Annotated in this window: 14 protein-coding genes (1 of these 14 cut by a window edge); 7 read left to right on the top strand and 7 right to left on the bottom strand. The window is 42.7% G+C overall.

Annotated elements, in window-relative coordinates:
- Positions 1-10: 10 nt before the first annotated feature.
- The 3 genes from ACHZES_RS10960 to ACHZES_RS10950 are packed head-to-tail and all read right to left on the bottom strand — an operon-like array spanning position 11 to position 4,438.
- Entirely contained in the window at positions 11-1,132 is a 1,122-nt protein-coding gene (locus ACHZES_RS10960) for a glycoside hydrolase family 105 protein (protein ID WP_395548999.1), read from the bottom strand.
- A 29-nt stretch (positions 1,133-1,161) separates the two neighbouring features.
- Entirely contained in the window at positions 1,162-2,676 is a 1,515-nt protein-coding gene (locus ACHZES_RS10955) for a response regulator (protein ID WP_154524632.1), read from the bottom strand.
- 1 nt (position 2,677) lies between these two features.
- Positions 2,678-4,438, bottom strand: a complete 1,761-nt coding sequence (locus ACHZES_RS10950) for a sensor histidine kinase (protein WP_395548902.1) — start codon at positions 4,436-4,438, stop codon at positions 2,678-2,680.
- Between the two features lie 185 nt (positions 4,439-4,623).
- Here ACHZES_RS10950 and ACHZES_RS10945 point away from each other — a divergent pair, with 185 nt between their 5' ends.
- The 6 genes from ACHZES_RS10945 (at position 4,624) to ACHZES_RS10920 (ending at position 14,866) form a co-directional block, all read left to right on the top strand.
- Complete coding sequence (locus tag ACHZES_RS10945) at positions 4,624-5,973, top strand: ABC transporter substrate-binding protein (RefSeq protein WP_353655208.1); 1,350 nt, start codon at positions 4,624-4,626, stop codon at positions 5,971-5,973.
- A 26-nt stretch (positions 5,974-5,999) separates the two neighbouring features.
- A complete protein-coding gene (locus ACHZES_RS10940) occupies positions 6,000-6,929 on the top strand; it encodes a carbohydrate ABC transporter permease (RefSeq protein WP_084719654.1) in 930 nt (309 codons plus the stop codon).
- Between the two features lie 6 nt (positions 6,930-6,935).
- A complete protein-coding gene (locus ACHZES_RS10935) occupies positions 6,936-7,790 on the top strand; it encodes a carbohydrate ABC transporter permease (RefSeq protein WP_038281217.1) in 855 nt (284 codons plus the stop codon).
- Between the two features lie 177 nt (positions 7,791-7,967).
- Positions 7,968-12,206: a hemoblobin-interacting domain-containing protein gene (locus ACHZES_RS10930; RefSeq protein WP_395548901.1), complete on the top strand. Its 4,239-nt coding sequence runs from the start codon at positions 7,968-7,970 to the stop codon at positions 12,204-12,206.
- Positions 12,207-12,730: 524 nt separating this feature from the next.
- Positions 12,731-14,404 carry a S8 family peptidase gene (locus ACHZES_RS10925; RefSeq protein WP_395548900.1) on the top strand — a complete coding sequence of 558 codons (1,674 nt, stop codon included), beginning with the start codon at positions 12,731-12,733 and terminating at the stop codon, positions 14,402-14,404.
- Positions 14,405-14,572: 168 nt separating this feature from the next.
- Positions 14,573-14,866 (top strand): phage holin family protein, encoded by a 294-nt coding sequence (locus ACHZES_RS10920; protein WP_205621748.1) that lies wholly within the window; start codon positions 14,573-14,575, stop codon positions 14,864-14,866.
- 95 nt (positions 14,867-14,961) lie between these two features.
- On the opposite strand, the gene ACHZES_RS10915 is transcribed toward ACHZES_RS10920, so the two are convergent.
- The 3 genes from ACHZES_RS10915 to ACHZES_RS10905 form a co-directional block, all read right to left on the bottom strand.
- On the bottom strand, positions 14,962-15,144 hold the full coding sequence (locus ACHZES_RS10915) for a hypothetical protein (protein ID WP_038281214.1): 183 nt from the start codon (positions 15,142-15,144) through the stop codon (positions 14,962-14,964).
- A 108-nt stretch (positions 15,145-15,252) separates the two neighbouring features.
- Positions 15,253-16,923 carry a S8 family peptidase gene (locus ACHZES_RS10910; RefSeq protein ID WP_353655206.1) on the bottom strand — a complete coding sequence of 557 codons (1,671 nt, stop codon included), beginning with the start codon at positions 16,921-16,923 and terminating at the stop codon, positions 15,253-15,255.
- Between the two features lie 174 nt (positions 16,924-17,097).
- On the bottom strand, positions 17,098-17,616 hold the full coding sequence (locus ACHZES_RS10905) for a 2'-5' RNA ligase family protein (protein ID WP_395548899.1): 519 nt from the start codon (positions 17,614-17,616) through the stop codon (positions 17,098-17,100).
- A 144-nt stretch (positions 17,617-17,760) separates the two neighbouring features.
- Here ACHZES_RS10905 and ACHZES_RS10900 point away from each other — a divergent pair, with 144 nt between their 5' ends.
- Positions 17,761-18,378, top strand: coding sequence for an NUDIX hydrolase (locus tag ACHZES_RS10900; protein WP_154524620.1), 618 nt, complete (start codon positions 17,761-17,763; stop codon positions 18,376-18,378).
- A 12-nt stretch (positions 18,379-18,390) separates the two neighbouring features.
- Here the strand turns inward: ACHZES_RS10900 and ACHZES_RS10895 are convergent, their stop codons facing one another.
- Positions 18,391-19,028, bottom strand: partial view of an aminoglycoside 6-adenylyltransferase gene (locus tag ACHZES_RS10895; protein WP_154524618.1) — the 3' portion only. 226 nt of this gene lie beyond the right edge of the window; only the last 638 of its 864 coding nucleotides appear in the window; its start codon lies off the right edge, out of view; its stop codon occupies positions 18,391-18,393.

Raw genomic sequence — 19,028 nt, 5'->3', positions numbered from 1 at the left:
TAGCCGGATGTTATTGCTTTTCCAGGGCCTCATACAAAGCGGTCAGGGCAAGAGCCTGTCCATAGGCCATAGGCATGATAGCAATGTTCTTATAATGATCGGAATCCATGCCAATTCCGGTTCCAGCCGATACATTTAACACCGTTCCATCTTCCGAAATATTGGCACAAATGGCTTCAATGGCCCGGTCAGCCGCAGCCTTGTAGGAGCTGTCAAGGATTCCTGCTTTTACACCCCTTAAAAGCCCGGCTGCAATGGCTGCAGAGCCGGAGACTTCGCCGTAGCTGGAATCATCGGTGAGAACCGTGTTCCACAGTCCGGATGGGGACTGAAGGCGTAAAAGGGCGGAGGCCTGGGATTTGAAGGTGTCGATCAGGAAGGCATTCACCCCTTTGTCTAAGCCGTCCCCGCAGGTATCTAAGTATTCCATGATTCCGTAGGTAAACCAGGAGTTTCCCCTACACCAGAAGATGCCTCCGAAATTATCCATGCGCTCAAAGCTGAAGCCGTGATGGAAGAGGCCGGTCTGTTTATCAAAGAGATATTTGATATGGACCAGGAACTGATGGAGAGCTTCATCTTTCCAAAGGGCGTTCTCGGATATGTATCCCATTCTGTTTAAGAAAAGCACGGACATGAACAGAGTGTCTACCCAGATTTGTCCGTTGTTTAAATTTACACCATTCCGGTCTCCGATGGCGCTGGTCACATGCTGGAAACCATTGTCCGGAGTTTTTGGAAGGTCGTTGATGAGCCAGTCCGCCCTCTGAACGCATAGATTGTAAAATTCCTCCGGATTGTTAAGGCTTTCGTATAAAAAGGACAGGGGAAGAAACGGAGCGGTGGTATTGATGTTTTTGGAAGGAAGCCCCTTTTTCTGGTGTCCGCTGTACCATCTCTCAAAGAATGGAAGATACCGGCTGTCTCCGTAAAATTCCTGGAGCTTATATAAGCCATACAGTCCGACTCCCTGGGGCCAGTCCCATTCCTCTATTCCAAAATCTCTTTGGATAAGCCCTTTTTTTGTATCAGTGCTGCTGACGTTCTTGTCTTTATCATAGTCATATCCTCCAAGATTCATCAGTTTCTCCACAACCAGATGGATCTTTTCAAGCAGCTGTTCATTTGTCATCATTGTCTTTCTCCTTTTTCCATGTTTGTTTAAAGTTTATTTTTTAGCTTTTCTATATATTCGGTCGGCGGGAAGCCGGTATACCGCTTAAATACCTGACTGAAGTACTGGGGATTGCTGCCAAATCCTACCTGGCGGGCAATGTGCTTTACGTTATCATTCTGATAATAGGTCATCAGCCGGATGGCTTCCTCCATCCGCTCCTTATTTAAGTAATCGGAAAAACGCATCCCTTCTTCCTTTACGAACTGCTTGCTTAAGTATCCAACGCTTACGAAAAGATAATTCTCAGCCAGCCACTTTAAGGAGAGATTTTCAGAGTATAGGTGTTCTCTGATGTAGGCTTTTAAAAGAGCGATGTTGGAGCCTGTCTTATGGGTTCCGCATGCGCCGTCTTTCCGGACCAATACCACACGAAGAAGCTCCCGGATTCCGGATACCGTGTCACAGGAATAGAGGCGCCGGAAAAAATCACAAGCAGCATCTACAGGAAGTTTTTCCTGCTCCGGGCCTATCTGAAGGAATAAGCCTAATGCTAGGTTTCTGGCGGTAGATAAAGGTATGGAGTCCATAAAAACGGAGTCAATGAGCTCAGCAGCCTGTACGATATCCTCTGCAGTGGTTATCGAGTTCTCCAGTCTTCTGATCATCCAAGGGGAAGCAATATGGTTTCTGATTTCATGGACATCACCCCCTTCGCTGAAAAGTAGGATTCGTTCAAAACGGGAAATCTTCTGTATGATCTCTTGAAATAGTTTCTCGGCTGAATCCCTATGGAGGAATTCTGCCTCAAAGGTGACGGACTGGCCGGGATACCGGAGCCTGGTTATGGCGCTTTCGATCCGTTCCTGTATTGCCAGAGTAAAAGCCGGGAATATAAAAACTGCAGTGTTTTTAACATAAACAATAGAGAACTGCATAGGAACCTTGGAAGCCTCTAAAATCTTTCTGACGTCACTGATAAAGCTTTTTATATAGCCTTCTTCCACAAAAGAACAGATACAGGCATAAATGCAGTTTTTAGGAAGGGCTAAAAGGACCTGGTATTTACGGAATACGGCAGGAAAGGAATCCTGGTGTTCCAATGCCTCCATAATAAAGCTCTGCTCCAAGGGAAAATGAAGGCTTCTTAAAAAATCCTGCTGCTGCAGCTTTCTGCTGTCCTCTTCCTGAAGACGTTCCTTCCTTATGGAAACCAAAGATTCGATCAGTTCATTTTTATCTGTTGGTTTTAAAAGATAATAACGAACCCCGTATTTCATGGCCTGTTTGGCATATTCAAAATCATTGTACCCGGATAAGAGGATAAAGGTAATATGGGAATCTGATTTTATAGAACGCTCAATTAAGTCCAGGCCGTTTAAGATCGGCATTCGGATATCCGTAATCACCACATCCGGATAATCGTCACAGATAATATCGTATGCCTCCATTCCATTTTTCGCAGTAGCGATGAGTTCATAGCCGATGGATTCATAGTCGATTAGTTGAGAAAGGGCCTCTCTTATAATCTGTTCATCATCTACAATCATCAGTCTCAGCATATCAAATCTCCTCTCCCTTAGGAATTGACAGCATCACTACTGCCATTTCTCTTTCGTTATAAAATTTCAGGCCATAATGATCCCCATAGAGCAGCTTTAACCTGGAATGAATGTTGGTCAGGCCTACACCAGAACCTTGGGGCGTGATTTCTTTGTTCCTGATCTTTTCTAAAAGATCCGATTCAAACCGGGAGCCGGTGTTGGACACCCGGATCTCATAGTCCTTTTCCATTTCCTCTATGACGACTTGTATCATGCACATTTCATCCGTATCCTCCATGGCGTGCTTTAAGGCGTTTTCAACCAGGGGTTGAATACAGAGTTTAGGAACGAAAATATGGGAAATTTTTTCCGGTATTTTAAGTTCAAAGTGAAGCCTGTCCTTAAAACGTATCTCCTGAATGCGGATGTAATTATCCAGCACCTCCAGCTCATCTTCCAGAGGAATGATATCCTTTTGTCCGGCAATGGATGCACGGAATAAGTTTCCAAGGGAGCGGACCATAACAGAGATATCATCGGCTCCGTATTTTTGCGCCATCCAGTTGATTGTATCCAAGGTGTTATAAAGAAAGTGCGGATTGATCTGCTGCTGGAGCATCTTGATTGTGGAATCTCTTAACAAAAGCTGTTTGTCATAATTTTCATCCCGCAGGACCTTAACGCTGTGGGTCATATCATCAAAGCTCCGGTGAAGCTGGCCGATTTCATCCTGGCGGTTTTCATAGTCATAGCATTTCACGTTACAGGCCGGAGACTCCCCGCTGCCGAACTTCTGGATCTTCTCAATCAGATAGTCCAGGTGACGGAAGATATGGCGGAAAATCAGGTTAACACAGGCTGCATTAATAAAGATGATAAAAAAAGTAAAGAAAAGAATCTGAAAGCTTATAAGCTGAATCCTGTAAAAAAGAGGATCGTAATCCCTGAAATAAATGTAATTCCAGTCCACATAGGGAACATGGCCGGAAATAATAAATTCTTTTTTATTGTCCAGTGTGGAAATGAGATAGGCGTTTTCCTGTTGCTTGTTGCCGGCAATGATTTCCGCGCAGTATGCGTCGTGAAAAGCAGTTGCAGGGTAGATTCTCTTTTCCCCTGACATCAGGATGAAATTGGAGTTTTCCTCAAGGCTTCCGGCACTTTTTAAGCCATCCTCAATCATTCGTTCCATGTTCACCGTAATGTAAAGCCCGGCCAGCTTTTTTAGGTTTAAATATTTCAGCTTTAATATCTGTCTGGCACATACCGTATCGTCTCCAGGTTCCATTGCCGGAGCCCAGGTGGCTTTTCCTTTTAGACTGCTGGTTATTTCGTCAAGCTCATTTACATTGAATTTAAGGATTTCGTCTGAGCTTCCCATACAGATATTCGTCCCGTCAGCCAGAATAATGTTAATGGATTTTATATATTTGCTGCGGTAAACATAGGAATAAAGCTGCTGGTAAATATCCCGGCGTGCCAGGGCCCGTCGGTTGCTGTAAGGGTTATCCGCTAAAAACACCAGATTGTCCTGAAAGATGGGGTCACCGATCATATTGTCTGATAGGCTTTGGATCACCTGCATCTCCGATTCCAGAAACGTTGTTACATGATTTAAGGAATTTGCATTGGTACGGTATAGTTCCTCATTATAGCGGGAGGTGAGTATCCTGATACTGATGAGGAAGGTAATGCAAACAGCCAGCAGAGCCAGCAGGAAAATAGTCAATATTTTTTTGTATAAAGACAGATTGTTAAACCAGAGCGTACATCGTTTCATAATCACATATCCTTTCCTCAGTAATCGTATTATATAGTAAAAAGTTAAAAAAAGAAATTGTAAAACCGTCTAATATCACATAAAGCTGTTTTTTTAATCATAAAAAGCCACATTTTAACTTTACCGTTGTGCATATTTGCCATAAAATGTGAATATCACAAATAAATTAAAGGGAGGTTTAACAAGTGAGAAAGAGATTACTAGCAACATCACTCGCTGCATTAATTGCAGCAACATCTTTAGCTGGTTGTGGTTCCAAAACAGAAAAAGTGGATACTGCAACGACAGCTGCCGCGGCAACAGAGGCAGCAACCACAAAGGCAGATGACGGCGCAAAGACAGCATCAGGGGATAAGGTATCTTTAAACATTTGCTGGTGGGGCAATCAGACCAGAAATGACGTTACAAAAAAAGCAGCGGATTTATACATGAGTAAAAATCCAAATGTAGAGATCAAGGTTGAGTTTACTGACTGGGGCGGTTACTGGGATAAGCTTTCTGCTATGGCAGCCGGCGGCAACTTACCGGATATCATCCAGATGGACTATTCCTACTTAAACCAGTACCAGAAGAGCGGACAGCTGGCTAATTTATCAGAATTTATTTCCTCCGGCATTATTGATACTTCGAAAATTCCGGCAAGCATCATTGAGAGTGGCTCTATCGATGGAAACTGCTATGCTCTCAGCCTTGGAAGTAATGCACCTCTGATGGTTTATGATAAGGCCATTGTAGAAAAAGCAGGAGTTACCATTCCTGAGCAGATGACCTATGATGAATTATATGATATTTCCAAAACTATTTACGAGAAGACAGGCGTTAAGACCGTTTACGACGGCTGGATCAATATGCTGCAGATGACAGCAAGAGCCAATGGTTCCCATATATTCGATGAGTTAATGGCTGGCAAAGAAGATTCTACAAAGATTCATTTCGCCAATGTAGAGAAATTCCAGAAGGCAGAATTCTCCATTGCACCAGATATTCTTGTTGAGAAGAACCCGGATAACATTGAAACAAAACCGATTGTAGATGAAACTACATGGAATGACTTCCCATATTCCAATCAGTTTATCAGCCTTTCAAACGCAGCCGGAAGAGAGTTAGAAGTAACTATGAACCCGGTTCTGACAAAAGATTCACAGAATATGTATTTAAAGCCAAGCCAGTTCTTCTCCATTGCTGAAACTTCCAAAAACAAAGAAGAAGCTGCAAAGTTTATTGACTGGTTCACGAACAGTGTAGAATGCAATGAAATTCTTATGGCAGAAAGAGGAATCCCGGTTAATACTGAGGTAGCGGATGCAATTAAACCAAAGGTAGATGCTGTTGCACAGAAGGTATTTGACTATGTTGCAAAAGTTGCAGAGATTGCAGTTCCGATTGATGCTCCAGATCCAGCCGGCAAGGGTGAAGTGGAAGCATTGACCAAGAGCGTGGTAGAAGCAATCCGTTATGGTGATACAACCGCTGATGAAGCAGCAGCAAGCTTTGTGCCTGAAGCGAAAAAGATTTTGGAAGAAGCAGCGAAATAGTAACAGAAAAGTTTGGAGGGAATAAGATGAAGAACAATCAAATGACCCCCAAAAGAAAAAAAACATTTACTCAGGTAATGAACACACCGAAGGTTGCAGGATATGTATTTATCCTGCCCTTCATTATAGGCTTTCTTGCCTTTCTTGCCATTCCGATGATTTTTTCTTTAGGGTTTTCGTTTACCAGATACAATATTTTAAAATCACCAGTTTTTATAGGTCTGGAAAATTACAAGGCCATGTTTACAGCAGATCCCAAGTTTTGGAAGGTATTTGGCGTGACCATGTACTATGTTCTATTTTCGGTTCCCCTCCGGCTACTCATGGCTCTGCTTGTAGCCATGCTGCTTGTAAAAAGCACCAAAATGTCCGGTTTTTACAGAGCTGTTTATTATCTTCCTTCCATCATTGGCTCCAGCGTGGCTGTGGCGATACTCTGGAAACGGATGTTTGCCAGTGACGGAGTAATAAACGCAATCTTAGGTATTATTGGACTGCCGTCCGATATTGCGTGGCTGGGAAGAGCGGATACCGCTATCTGGACCCTGATTATCCTAGCCGTATGGCAGTTTGGTTCTTCCATGCTCATATTTTTATCCGGGTTAAAACAGATTCCTATAAGTCTTTATGAGGCGGCTACCGTAGATGGTGCAAATGGCATTCAGCGTTTCTTTAAGATCACGATTCCAATGCTGACACCAACGATTTTCTTTAATCTTATTAATCAGCTGATCAACGGCTTCATGGCATTTACCCAAAGCTATATTATCACTCAAGGAAAACCAAAGGACACCACTCTGTTTTATACAGTATACATGTACCAGAATTCCTTTACATATAATAAGCTGGGTTATGGCTGTGCAATGGCATGGTTTATGGTGTTTGTAGTTGGGCTTTTGACCCTGATACTTTTCAAGACACAGAAGAAATGGGTATATTATGAATCAGAAGGGTGATAAAATATGAAAACAGGATATAAAGAAAGAAGAATAGCCACCACAGTGGTTTATCATGTGTTCACCTTTTTGCTGGCATGTGTTATGATATATCCCCTTGTGTGGATGGTGATGAGTTCCTTTAAGAACTCCAATGAAATATTCCGGACTGCTGCCAAACTGCTGCCTGATAAATTTTCACTTGAAAACTACCGCGTAGGCTGGCAGGGCTTTGCCGGATATGGTTTCAGCACGTTTTTTAAGAATTCTTTTATCATTGCAGGCCTTTCTACTGTTGGGGCGGTCGTATCTTCCGCTATCGTAGGCTATGGATTTGCCCGTATTGATTTTAAGTTTAAAAACTTCTGGTTCGCATGTATGCTGCTAGCTATGATGCTTCCGTTCCAGATCATTATGATTCCCCAGTATATTATTTTTAATAAAATGGGCTGGGTGGGGAGCTATCTTCCTATCATTGTACCTCAGTTTTTTGGTCAGGGCTTTTTCATTTTCTTAAATGTACAGTTTATAAAGGGAATTCCCATTGATTTAGATGAGGCTGCCAGAATGGATGGATGCACCATATACTCCATTTTCATAAGGATCATCCTTCCTCTTATCAAACCGTCTCTGGTGACCAGCGCTATTTTCTCCTTTATGTGGAGATGGGATGATTTTATGACGGCTCTGCTTTTCTTAAGCGATCCTATGAAATACCCGGTCAGCTATGCATTAAAGATGTTTTCGGACCCAACGGCCGGCTCAGACTGGGGCGCGATGTTTGCAATGGCAACCTTTTCCCTGATTCCTATTTTTCTGATTTTCCTAACCATGCAGAAATATCTGGTAGAAGGAATTGCCTCCACAGGAATTAAGGGTTAAAACAGATGTTCAGGCAGGAAAACCACTTAGTGGTTTTCCTGCTTTTTTAGTGGTAATAAATTATCACTGGATATCAGTTGAGGTATTTTCTCATTTATCTGCTTGCCCAATGATTGGGAATATTTTATAATAAACCAATTAGTTAAAACTAACTTCTTCATAAGTAAGGAGGAATCTATGAGAAGTAGAAATAAAGTTAAATTATTGGCGGTTCTGACTGCCATGAACCTGGTATTTACGATCCAGCCGTTTGCAGGAGAGTGGAGACGGGAGGGGGATAAGTGGCGGTATATTCTGGAAGATGGCCAGGAACAGAGGAATTCGTGGCTGAAAACCGATGACGGCAATTGGTATCATTTTGATGAACTTGGAAATATGAGAACGGGATGGTACCAGGACACGGATCAGAAGTGGTATTATCTGGAGCCAGACGGTTCCATGGCTTCCGGCTGGAAGGAGATTCGTGGAAAGTGGTATTATATGGATACGGATGGTTCCATGGCTTCCGGCTGGAAAGAGATCAATGGGAAGTGGTATTATCTTGACAAGCAGTCAGGAGAAGCTTTGGTAAATGGTTACACGCCCGATGGATACTATGTGGATGGCAGCGGGGCCTGGAATGGAAAGTCATCCCGGAATTCAAACAATGGCAGCAGCTCTGGCAGTAAAACCTCCAACAATACGGGGGGGAACGGAGGCAATCAAACGGGAGGAGGAAACAATCAGCCAGGGGGAGGAAACAATCAACCAGGGGGAGGAAACAATCAACCAGGGGGAGGAAACAATCAACCCGGAGGAGGGGATAACGAAAACGGAAATACCGGAAATAATGGAACGGAGGGCGGCGAAAATCCATGGGAAAGCAAAAGTCCTGTTATTCTGGAACAAACCGGGATCGTATCTGTTCAGGGACTTCCCTATGCCGTAATATCCTTTTCCGATGAGGCAGAGGGGCTTGAAGAGTTCCGCTATTCCATAGCAGGGAAAGATGCCACATCGTCCGTTACTCCTGTGACTACTTCAGGCAGGACGGTAAAGATACCTTTACCGGATGAAAATACCCATACACTGGCCATAACCTCCGGGAAATGGACCGTATCTGTTATTGCACTGAGAGAGCCGGGTAAGAGTACTGCGGCGGAGAAAGAGTTTATTGAAACCAACCTTTCCCTTCCGTCAGATATCCCGTATGTGGTGCTTACTAAGGCTACCATTCCATTGACACAATATGTGAAATTTATCAGGCAGGGAGATTCCCTCTTCATAAAACCTACGGAAACTACGGTAGATACAATGCAGCTTCAGGTTCAGGAGGAAGCGCAGAGCAAATGCCAGGAAGATACAGAAAATTATATCCTGATAGAGGAAGATAACCGGACCGCGGCCGATATTAAGAGCTTTGCCTCGGATGCGGTCTCAAGTGCGACTACCGCTCCCCCTGCAAGTCTGGAGGGAAAGGAAGAGGTGGCCACAATTGCTGTATTGTTTGATTTGGCAGCAAATAACATCATTGCAGATAAACTGGGAATAGGAACCTCTTCTGTAGAAGCCTTTCTGTCTAAATGGGAACCTTCCGAGAAATTATCCGCATTAAATGAGAACCTGACCCTGAGTACGGATGCGAAAGATTTAAAGATCAGAAGTTGGAAAAAGGCGGAAGAGCTGCCCAGATATGTGAAGTATTTAACAGATAAAGGTGGCTACGGAACAAAAGTAGAACTTTTAACAGGTAAAACAGACAATACCAATCCGCCTGAGCTGACCATTTCCCCATCATTGAAAGGAAAGAGCGCAGTCATACAGCTCGGTGAGGAAAATGAATCTTGGTACCGTTCCATTACTGAAATTGAGATTCCTTACAGTGAAACCAAAACCCATTACTATCAGGAAAGCAATACCTTGTCAGCAGACGGGAAAACCATAACTCTGGGAGTCGATGCGATCAGTGGACCTATGAATTATGTGGGAGATTATGAGGTTACGATCCATTCCTTTGGGTTCGGGGATGTAAAAGGTTCTCTTTCTGTTGTAGATAAGGCTCCATCTTTTACGGCTGCTTGGGATGACGCCAACGGCCAGTTGAAATTAAGAGCGGACTTTACATATTATACAAATCAGATAACGGCAATCACGGTCAATGGAACCCGGCTGGAATCAGGAAGCTTTACGAGTGATTACAATAATCTGTATATTTCCTACCGCTATCTGGTAAACGGAAAAAATACGATTGAAATTCAGGCAAAGGGTTATGAGGATACCAGTCTTGAGGTGGATTCCCCGGAGGCGTTTGTTACGCCTAAGAAAGCGCCGCCTGTTACCGTAAGGGAAGTGATAGAAGGTTCTTCTGTGGTATTTGATATCGGAGCCTTGGAGGAAGACAGCGAAGAGATGGAATGGTTCCAGACTTTAGAGGCTGATCATCTTACTCTGTCATATTCCTATAGCAGTGTTTCCGGCCTTTCTCTTGAGAAAGAAGGAAGCAGTTTTACGGTCACTGCGAATAAGACTACATTGTCTTCTTATTACACATATACCATGAAAATTGCCATACCGGGATATGATGCAGTAGCGATAACGTTTACTCCCGTAAAAGCACCGCCTGCCATAACCCAGCAGTGGAACCAGGAAAATTACAGCTTAATACTTACAGGCAACGCCTCTTATTTAAGTTCCTATGTAACAAAGGTGGTTTTAAATGGAACAGAACTGAAAAAGGGAGAAGCTGCTGATTATACCGCTTCTTACAACAAAGGAATTGAAATTTCCTCCCATAACTTTACCGCCGGATCGCCGTACAGAATTGAGCTTTATGCCTCCGGCTACGGAATAAAGGTAATAGAAGGGACTGCACCGGCAGATTTGGTGTCTCCATTAGAAGCTCCGGTGTTAAAGTCAGAAGCGGTTGTACAGAAAGGTACCGTAACGGTTGAAGTGGTGTCAGGAGAGGCAGATGATTGGCTGAATAATATCAGTTCAGTGACACTAACGGATTCTTATTCTTCCACAGCTATCACTTATACAAAAAATGAAAATGGACTGACTTTGCCAACTGTTAGCTCCTACAGCCCTGGTACTTATACGGTTACGGTAAATGCAAAGGGATACCGGGCAGCTCAGGCAGAGGTCAGAATCTTATATTCAGTCAGTGTTAAGAGCGCGATGAATTATGACGAAGAACGCCTGGAACTGACAGCCACAGATTCTTATTTCTATGATAAGGTAACAGTATCCTTAAATGAAACCGAGTTGAAGAAGGGTACCGGATATACGACCAGCGGATACAGCACCATTTACATACCTGCTGAACTGCTTACGGAGGAAGAAAACCTTCTGGTCCTGTATAATGAAGCATATCAAAAGGTCGAAATGAGTTTTGGGCAGTATATTGCCTATGAACCGGCGCCAAAGCTGGCAGTAGAAAACGGAACCTCCTTAAGCGGAGAAAGTACAATCGTCCTGCATGTGGCGGATGGGAACCAGGAATGGTGGGATTCTCTGATCCAGTCCCACATATCCGTAAAGCGTTCTTCCTCCAGCCAGACGATAACAGGATTTAGCAAAAACGTTGATGAAGAGCAGCTTTTAATTACACTAAGCGGTACATTGTCATATTATTATGGCTATAACGTTACAATCTCAGTACCGGGATACCGTTCCTGTAATGTTAGCTTCACACCGTATCAGAAGCTTCCGGATATAACAGATGAGTGGTTGGAAAACGGAGATTTGCAATTTTCTACCGATGCATCTTACTATTTTTATAGCTCCTACAACACTGTCTATCTGGATGGCGAGAAGCTGACCAGTGGCACAGATTACAGCTTAAATACGAGAACAAAGCCATACAGTTTAACCATTTTAGCAAAGAATTTCACCTCAGAGGAACATGAGGTAAGAATACTATCAGAATATAATAATTATGCGCCATATGAAATAACTGTAACAGTTCCGGAAATCCAAAATTATATGAATATGGAAGCAAGGAAATTAATTATGGAAGAACCAGTTGCAGAGGCTGTAGAGAAACCTGAGCCAGAGGAAGGAAATAAGGCTTCAGAAGAAAATGCAGAGGAAGTAAATAAGCCTTCAGAAGAAAATGAAGAGGAAGTAATTACGGAAGAAGAAATTAGGGAAGAAGAAAGTGGGGACGAAGAAAATCGAACAGAGGAAGGCCCGACAGAGGAAGGTCCGGTAGAGGAGAGTCCGGCAGAGGAGAGCCCGTCAGAGGAAAGTTCAGAAGAGAAAAGTTCGGAAGAGAAGTACCCGGAAGAAAATCTGACTGAAGAACCCCTGGCTGGGGAAGCGGAGCCGGATAGTGTCCAGGAACTAAATGAAGAGGAATCATTCGATGAAACTTTAATTGAGGGAGTAAACTGTGGATTTTCGAAATATAACTCTGCACGGGATTTCTCTTAGGAATAATGGTGCCAGAAAAGAACGGCTGTCGAATAGGAATCTGCTGGTTTCATAGAGTAATTTTGTTTTAAGCTTCAATATGAAGGAAGCCGACAGGAGGGGGATTCCTGTCGGCTGAGTATGAAAATATGTATATGAAAGGTCTCTCTGGCCTGTTTACAGGTATTAATATACGGTGGAAATGTGATGAGAATTTGATGGAAATGTGAAGAAACTGTGAAAGGAGAAGATAAAATAAAAATGGAGCACCGCAGGATTGGGGAAATACGGCACTCCAAAGAAGAGTTACATAGATTATAGCGCAAATAATCGGTTAAGTAAAGCGAAATAAGTAAATTTATATAGATTATTCGTTAATATTTTGTAAATACATCACAAATTTTATTATAGAATATAAATATCGATATTACTTCTCTATTGCTGTTTTATTCCATAGAATGTGGCATATTCTTCTGCTCATATTGGAAACCCTTTTGCATAAAATATATCATATGCTTCATTTGAAACAGGCAGGAGGCCGCAATATGGAAAAAATACTGGATAATCGGTATTATGATCTGATCATAAGTAATGCTATGGTTCCATCTTATAATACTGGTGATAATATTACCACGCTGAATGAAATGAATTCCTTGCTGCATATACCAAAGGATCAGATGGAGCCCTGTGATCTTGGAGTAACTCCCTACCATTCCTTTCCGACTTTATATACCCTGGAATCATCGGTAAGCATTGAGAAATCCGGTATTGGAGCAGTTCAGAGGACTCCTGGCCTTGGTCTGATTGGGAGAGGGGTGATCGTTGGCATTGTGGATACCGGTATTGATTACCGCCATCCCGCATTTAAGTATAATGACAAAACAACCAGAATTCTTTCTATATGGGATCAAACTCAGGTGGAAAGCACACCTCCAAGAGGTTTTACTTTTGGTGCTGAATATACCAGAGAACTGATTAATTTTGCATTAATCTCTGAAAATCCTTTTTTAATAGTTCCTACGGTTGATACCATACGCCATGGAACTGCCATTGCAAGCATCATTGCCGGAAGGCCTAATGAAGCTTATAACTTCAGCGGTGTTGTTCCGGAAGCAGATCTTTTGGTAGTAAAATTGAAAACGGCAAAGGATAATTTAAAGAAGCTTTTCTTTGTTCCGGATAGTGCGTTGTGCTATCAGGAATCAGACATCATCCTTGGAATCCGGTATTTGGTCACTACCGCCCAAAGGCTGAATCGGCCTCTGGTCATATGTATTGCCCTTGGAAGCAGCCAGGGAGGGCACGACGGGCGGGGGGCCTCCAGCGCCTACCTGGATTATCTGGTACAGCTGCCTAAAATCGGCGTGACCATTGCTGCCGGGAATGAAGGCAACAGCCGAAGGCATTATTTTAATAATACGCAGACAGCACCTTATGTAAACAACTTCCGGTTAAATGTAGGAATCAATGATAAGGGATTTTCCATGGAAATCTGGCCTTACATACCTTCCAAGCTTTATATAGAAATCACCGCTCCCACCTGGGAGACTTCCCAGATTATTTATCCTGCCTTTTCAGATTGTAAAAAGATTGTTTTTCAATCCGTGGAAACCGTTGCCTGGGTGAACAATATTATTTTTGAAGAGGAAACCGGAGACCAGCTGATTCTGGTACGTTTCCAAAATATCGTTCCCGGAACCTGGTATTTTAGAGTAGGCAGCACTGAGAATGAAGCATTTTCCTATCATGCATGGCTGCCTTCTGGGAATATCATATCAAATGAGACATTTTTCCTGGATGCCAATCCTGATACGACCATAACTTCTCAGGGAGATGCGGTACATCCTCTGACCGTTACGGCTTATAATCAGCTGGATGGAAATATACTTAGTGAATCAAGCAGAGGATATACCAGACTGGGGTTTATAAAGCCAGATTTGGGCTCCCCGGGCTACCAGATTCCCTGTGCACTTCCTGATTTTCAATATGGAAGTGCAACCGGTACCGGAGTTGCGGCTGCCCATGCGGCAGGGGTTGTGGCCATGACCTTGGAATGGGCTTACAATAAGGGAAACTTTACATCAATTACAGGATATCAAGTCAACCGCTTGATGATTCGCGGGGCAAGACGTGATCCTACAAATATTTATCCCAACAATGTATGGGGATACGGTCAGCTGGATGCAGGAAATATGTTTAGGCAGCTGACAACAAGTTAAGATCAAGACCTTCAGACTGGACAGAATCTTCTCCGGCAGTCTGGAGGTCTTTTTCACATAGGAACGTTTGAGGAAAAGAAAGCATCAATTAAATCAGGCGGTTATCATCAGACTGAAGGGGTTAAGGATGAATTTCTGAATTAGGAAAGAGGAAAGGAAATGATTATTATGGAAGAGATCATAAATTATGTCAAACCAGAACTGGTTGTAGTGGCAGTGGTCCTTTACCTGCTGGGGCAGTGGATTAAGCAAAGCCAGACGATTAAAGATAAATACATTCCGATGATTAACGGAGCGGCGGGCATTGTTTTGTGTGGTGTTTACGTAATGTCCGTGTGTGAGGTGCACACTCTCCAGCAGATTGCTACTGCAGCATTTACGGCAATCACCCAAGGAATCCTGGTTGCCGGACTGAGCACCTACGTAAATCAGCTGATTAAGCAATCTGGGAAAACAGAATAATGAAAAACTATTGGTGACAGGGGTCTGGGATTACCCGGGCCCTTATCATCTGACACTTAAATCGAAAATGGCGGGTTTCCGGAAACCCGGCCCGCCTATTTCTTTTTTCTTAATTCTTTTCTTACCCTTGGTTCGATCCCTCTGCGCTCCATTTCGGCCATGATGTTTTCGAATTCTCCGGGAGGAGCAGCAGGTGGGATTACATCCCTGCTGGCAGCCTCTAACCGGTTGAATTCTTTCTCCAAGCTTTTTTCGAATTTCTTATTCCAGTGTCTCATACGATCACCTCCCAGAAAATTATATAACAGTTGTAAAGCACCGTTTATGTAATGTTCTGGACATATTGTTGAAAATTAGTTTTTGAGACAATTGTTGCCTTCATGCTATTAAATACTGGTAAGCTGCAAGAACATATTGTTTACGTTGACCTGGCCGTAACCCCATATGTTATTTGGATATGTGTATGAGCTGGCACGCACCGCACCTCTCATCATCAGACGGCTAACATCGACTCCATTCATCGTTTTGTAATTTCCCCTGACAATGGCCCATTCAAAGACCATGGCAATGATGCCGGATACGTGGGCAGCAGCAGCGCCTGTTCCTGTAACAGAACCATATTGATTTCCAGGAACTGCGCAGGTGAGCTGGTAACCAGGAGCGGCTATATCCGGTTTGATAAGGCCCATTCTTGTATAACCCCTGCTCGATTCACCAAGAATTGAATTATTAAGCTGATTATAGGCAGTTACAGTCAACTGGCGCCTGCCGTTTCCAGGTGAAGTGATGGTGGTATCAGGAGAGGAATTAAGAAAAAAGGTCTGATTGGATATGAGGCCGTCGGAAGGGAGCCAGGCATGAAAGGACAAAGGCTCATCTTCAACGCTCCTGATCCGTATGCGCCAGATCCCGGGTGTGGTGTTCTCAAAACGCACCAGGATCATCTGGTCTCCGGTTTCCTCTTCAAAAAGATAATTGTTGACATAGAGGGTAGTAGGGGTGAATACAAAGTTAAAGACTCTGCAATCACCCAGCGTAGGATATACCTGCTGAGTGGATTCTCTGTTTGGTGATGAGATATCAATGGAAAGCCGTCCAAGTGAACTTGACCAGATTTCCATGGCAAACATTTTATCATTTTCCCCAATTCTTAATTCGAAATCATTGTAATAAGGCTCTGATTGGGTAGAATTAAAATAATGTCTTTGACTGTTTCCCTCGTTACCGGCAGAAACGGATATGCCAATACTGGGCTGCAGTGCCAGGTCATTTAGATAACCGCTTAGAGCGCCCCTGCCATCATGGCCCCCCTGACTGCTTCCAAGAGCGAAGCAGGTAACCACAGGACGGTTATATTTTTCCGAAATGGCAAGGGAATAACGGAAGCTGAGCATAAGATCCGATTCCTGAAAGCATAAAGCATCATCGGGAATAAAATAAAACCTTTTTAGATTTTCTTTTGCTTCCTTAAGTTTTACGATTACCAAATCAGATTGAGGAACTACACCGCTAAAGGATTCCAGTAAGTTGGGGGTACCGGCGATAACGCTTGCAATAGCCGTTCCGTGTCCGTTTGTGTCTGTTGATGGTACAATCGATAAGGGATCATCAGAATTTAATGCGGTATTGATTGTCTCCCGGCTGTATTCCGTGCCAAAGGTAAACGTCTCAGGAGGAGTTCCCTCCTGCTGGGTCTGGTCCCATATAGAGAGAATCCGGGTTGAGCCATCGCTGTTGCGGAACGCAGGATGCTGATAATCAACGCCAGTATCAATGACTACAATGATTACACCCGATCCATATAGGGCTAAGGCAGGGTTCCGCTGAACCGTTCCAATACCGGATTGTTCCAGGCTGACCGTAGATGTGAGCGTAAATATTGCAGGAAAGGTGTGGACGGGATACTTTACCATTTCACAAAGAGTTACATCGGCAATCGGAATATGCAGCAAGGAATGCCTGTTGTTTAAGTAGGTGATGTTATCAAGGCTGGGGGTTGAAACAACTGGATTGGTAATGATTAAATCAAAATAATTATTATCCAAAATTTTTTTCACAGTTAAATCTCCTTGCTGTTGCTGACAGCAGCAATCATGCAATTAGCAGTATGAGAGTGGCTGTCTAAAATTGGGATGTCCCGGCAGCACTGCCGGGCTGATATGCATGTTAAATGATATGGCATAAGAGAAAGAAATATGAGAGATGGATCGGCTGGGAAACTATTCCGTGGTTTATTCTGACAGTTTGTGTTCGCTTATTATGATTGATTCCCCTTGTGGTCCTATCATTTCAACTGAAATTGTATTGATCACGGTCCTAAATGTCTCATCGCATATAGAAACATCTAAATAAGCTTTGTCCAGTTTGTCGATCGAATCCAAATTACCCAGAGTTAAATGAGGAGTATAAGGACATCCCTTTTTATACTCCTCTAATTGATCGGAATATAGTTTTTCATGGATTTCATGGATATGTTCCTTTCCTTCTATAATATCTAAAAACAAATAATTCCCTAATTCATCAGGATGCTTTGAAACTCCATGGAGAATAAGCTCAAAGGATTTGATATTCATAAGTTTATCTTTTATATGTTTGTCTAATCTATCATTGCTCATATTACTTTGAAATGGAAAAACTAAAGTGATATGCGGTCTAACAAAAGCAGATAGTGGATCGTATTGATCTCTATAGAAATGAATTACATCCATGTTATGAAATTCTGGAAATATCATAATTGTCCTGGTATCCATATTGCTTTTCCTTTCTATTTGATCTTGCTTGTTGCAAGGCTAAATATAAAATAGTTATGGCTGGTATATCTTGAAAGATCATCTTGATCGTTACGGGTATGTGAGATATTATACTATTTAGTATGATTTGAGAAAGGACGCATTATGGAGGATAAAAAATGGCTTGAATGGGCGGTTGAATTGCAGGCAATCGCACAGGCCGGGCTGCATTATACGAAGGATTGCTTTGACCAGGAACGATTTGAAAGGATCCGGGAGATTTCGGCTGAAATAATCAGCAGACAATCAGAAATACCTGTCGAAAAGGTCAAAGATTTATTTTGCTGCGAATCAGGATACCAGACACCCAAAATAGATTCCCGGGCCGCTATTTTTAAGAATAACATGATTCTTCTGGTAAAAGAAGCCGATGGGAAATGGTCTTTGCCCGGAGGCTGGGTCGATGTAAATTTATCAGTTAAAGAGAATATGATAAAAGAAGTCAAAGAAGAGGCAGGCCTTGATGTCGAGGTCGAAAAGGTCATCGCCGTGCAGGATAGAGAAAAACATAATCTTCCAATCTATGCCTACAAAATTTGTAAAATTTTCATACAGTGTTCCGTTATTGGCGGTTCATTTAAAGCAAATAATGAAACCACAGACAGCCGGTATTTCTCATTGGAAGAATTGCCGCCACTTGCAACGGAAAAGAGCACTGCAGAACAGATAAAAATGTGTTTTCAGGCTTTTTCTGATCAAGACTGGAAAACAATTCTGGATTAAACAACCGATTGATCAATAAACAGCATCTTTTATAGAAGTAATATATTTGATCATATTCTCATCGTCTTGCATGCAGTAGGTGAAACCCAAATGGTCAGAAACCTGCTGCGCAAGAAAACGAAACAGATCGCAGGCTGAGAACACAGCATTCCAAAGATTTTCAGGACTGCCGTTAGTATAGGTATTCAAATAATTCTCATACAGCTCTGAAGACAGGTATTTTTTATAATATTTCCCCCACATTCCTGTTGAAACAGAAAATCCATGATTCATGGCGATGTGCCATTCCACCATTCTATCAAGCTGAATGTGTACGACCTCTGTATACATTCTCATCGCATATGGAATCTGATCTCTTTTAATCCCTTTTGCAACATTGTTTAAACACCACCAAAACTCATTGCAGCATCCGTCATACATCTGTTTTGTTGGAATTTTAATCCAGTAGCCGGTATCGCTTGCAGGAGGTATTTGAGGCAAGATATGATCCTTGTCAAGCAAAGGCACTGTAAGGCTGTCAGAAAGATAGTATTCAATGGCTTTTTCTTTGGTCATAATACGCAGATCAATCCTATTTCCATCTTTAAATAAGATGAGCCAGCCATATGATTTGGTAAAGTCGCAGTCTCCACCCCAGCCAAAGTCATTAG

The organism is Lacrimispora sanguinis, assembly GCF_044987295.1.
In the GTDB taxonomy this organism is placed as follows: Bacteria; Bacillota; Clostridia; order Lachnospirales; family Lachnospiraceae; genus Lacrimispora; species Lacrimispora celerecrescens_B.
The sequence above is the reverse complement of the archived record's forward strand: the minus strand, read 5'-3'. Positions and strand labels throughout refer to the sequence as shown.

Coding starts and splice junctions, on each gene's coding strand:
- ACHZES_RS10960 (WP_395548999.1), bottom strand. CDS start 1,132: ATGACAAATGAACAGCTGCTTGAAAAGATCCATCTGGTTGTGGAGAAA.
- ACHZES_RS10955 (WP_154524632.1), bottom strand. CDS start 2,676: ATGCTGAGACTGATGATTGTAGATGATGAACAGATTATAAGAGAGGCC.
- ACHZES_RS10950 (WP_395548902.1), bottom strand. CDS start 4,438: ATGAAACGATGTACGCTCTGGTTTAACAATCTGTCTTTATACAAAAAA.
- ACHZES_RS10940 (WP_084719654.1), top strand. CDS start 6,000: ATGAAGAACAATCAAATGACCCCCAAAAGAAAAAAAACATTTACTCAG.
- ACHZES_RS10935 (WP_038281217.1), top strand. CDS start 6,936: ATGAAAACAGGATATAAAGAAAGAAGAATAGCCACCACAGTGGTTTAT.
- ACHZES_RS10930 (WP_395548901.1), top strand. CDS start 7,968: ATGAGAAGTAGAAATAAAGTTAAATTATTGGCGGTTCTGACTGCCATG.
- ACHZES_RS10925 (WP_395548900.1), top strand. CDS start 12,731: ATGGAAAAAATACTGGATAATCGGTATTATGATCTGATCATAAGTAAT.
- ACHZES_RS10920 (WP_205621748.1), top strand. CDS start 14,573: ATGGAAGAGATCATAAATTATGTCAAACCAGAACTGGTTGTAGTGGCA.
- ACHZES_RS10915 (WP_038281214.1), bottom strand. CDS start 15,144: ATGAGACACTGGAATAAGAAATTCGAAAAAAGCTTGGAGAAAGAATTC.
- ACHZES_RS10905 (WP_395548899.1), bottom strand. CDS start 17,616: ATGGATACCAGGACAATTATGATATTTCCAGAATTTCATAACATGGAT.
- ACHZES_RS10900 (WP_154524620.1), top strand. CDS start 17,761: ATGGAGGATAAAAAATGGCTTGAATGGGCGGTTGAATTGCAGGCAATC.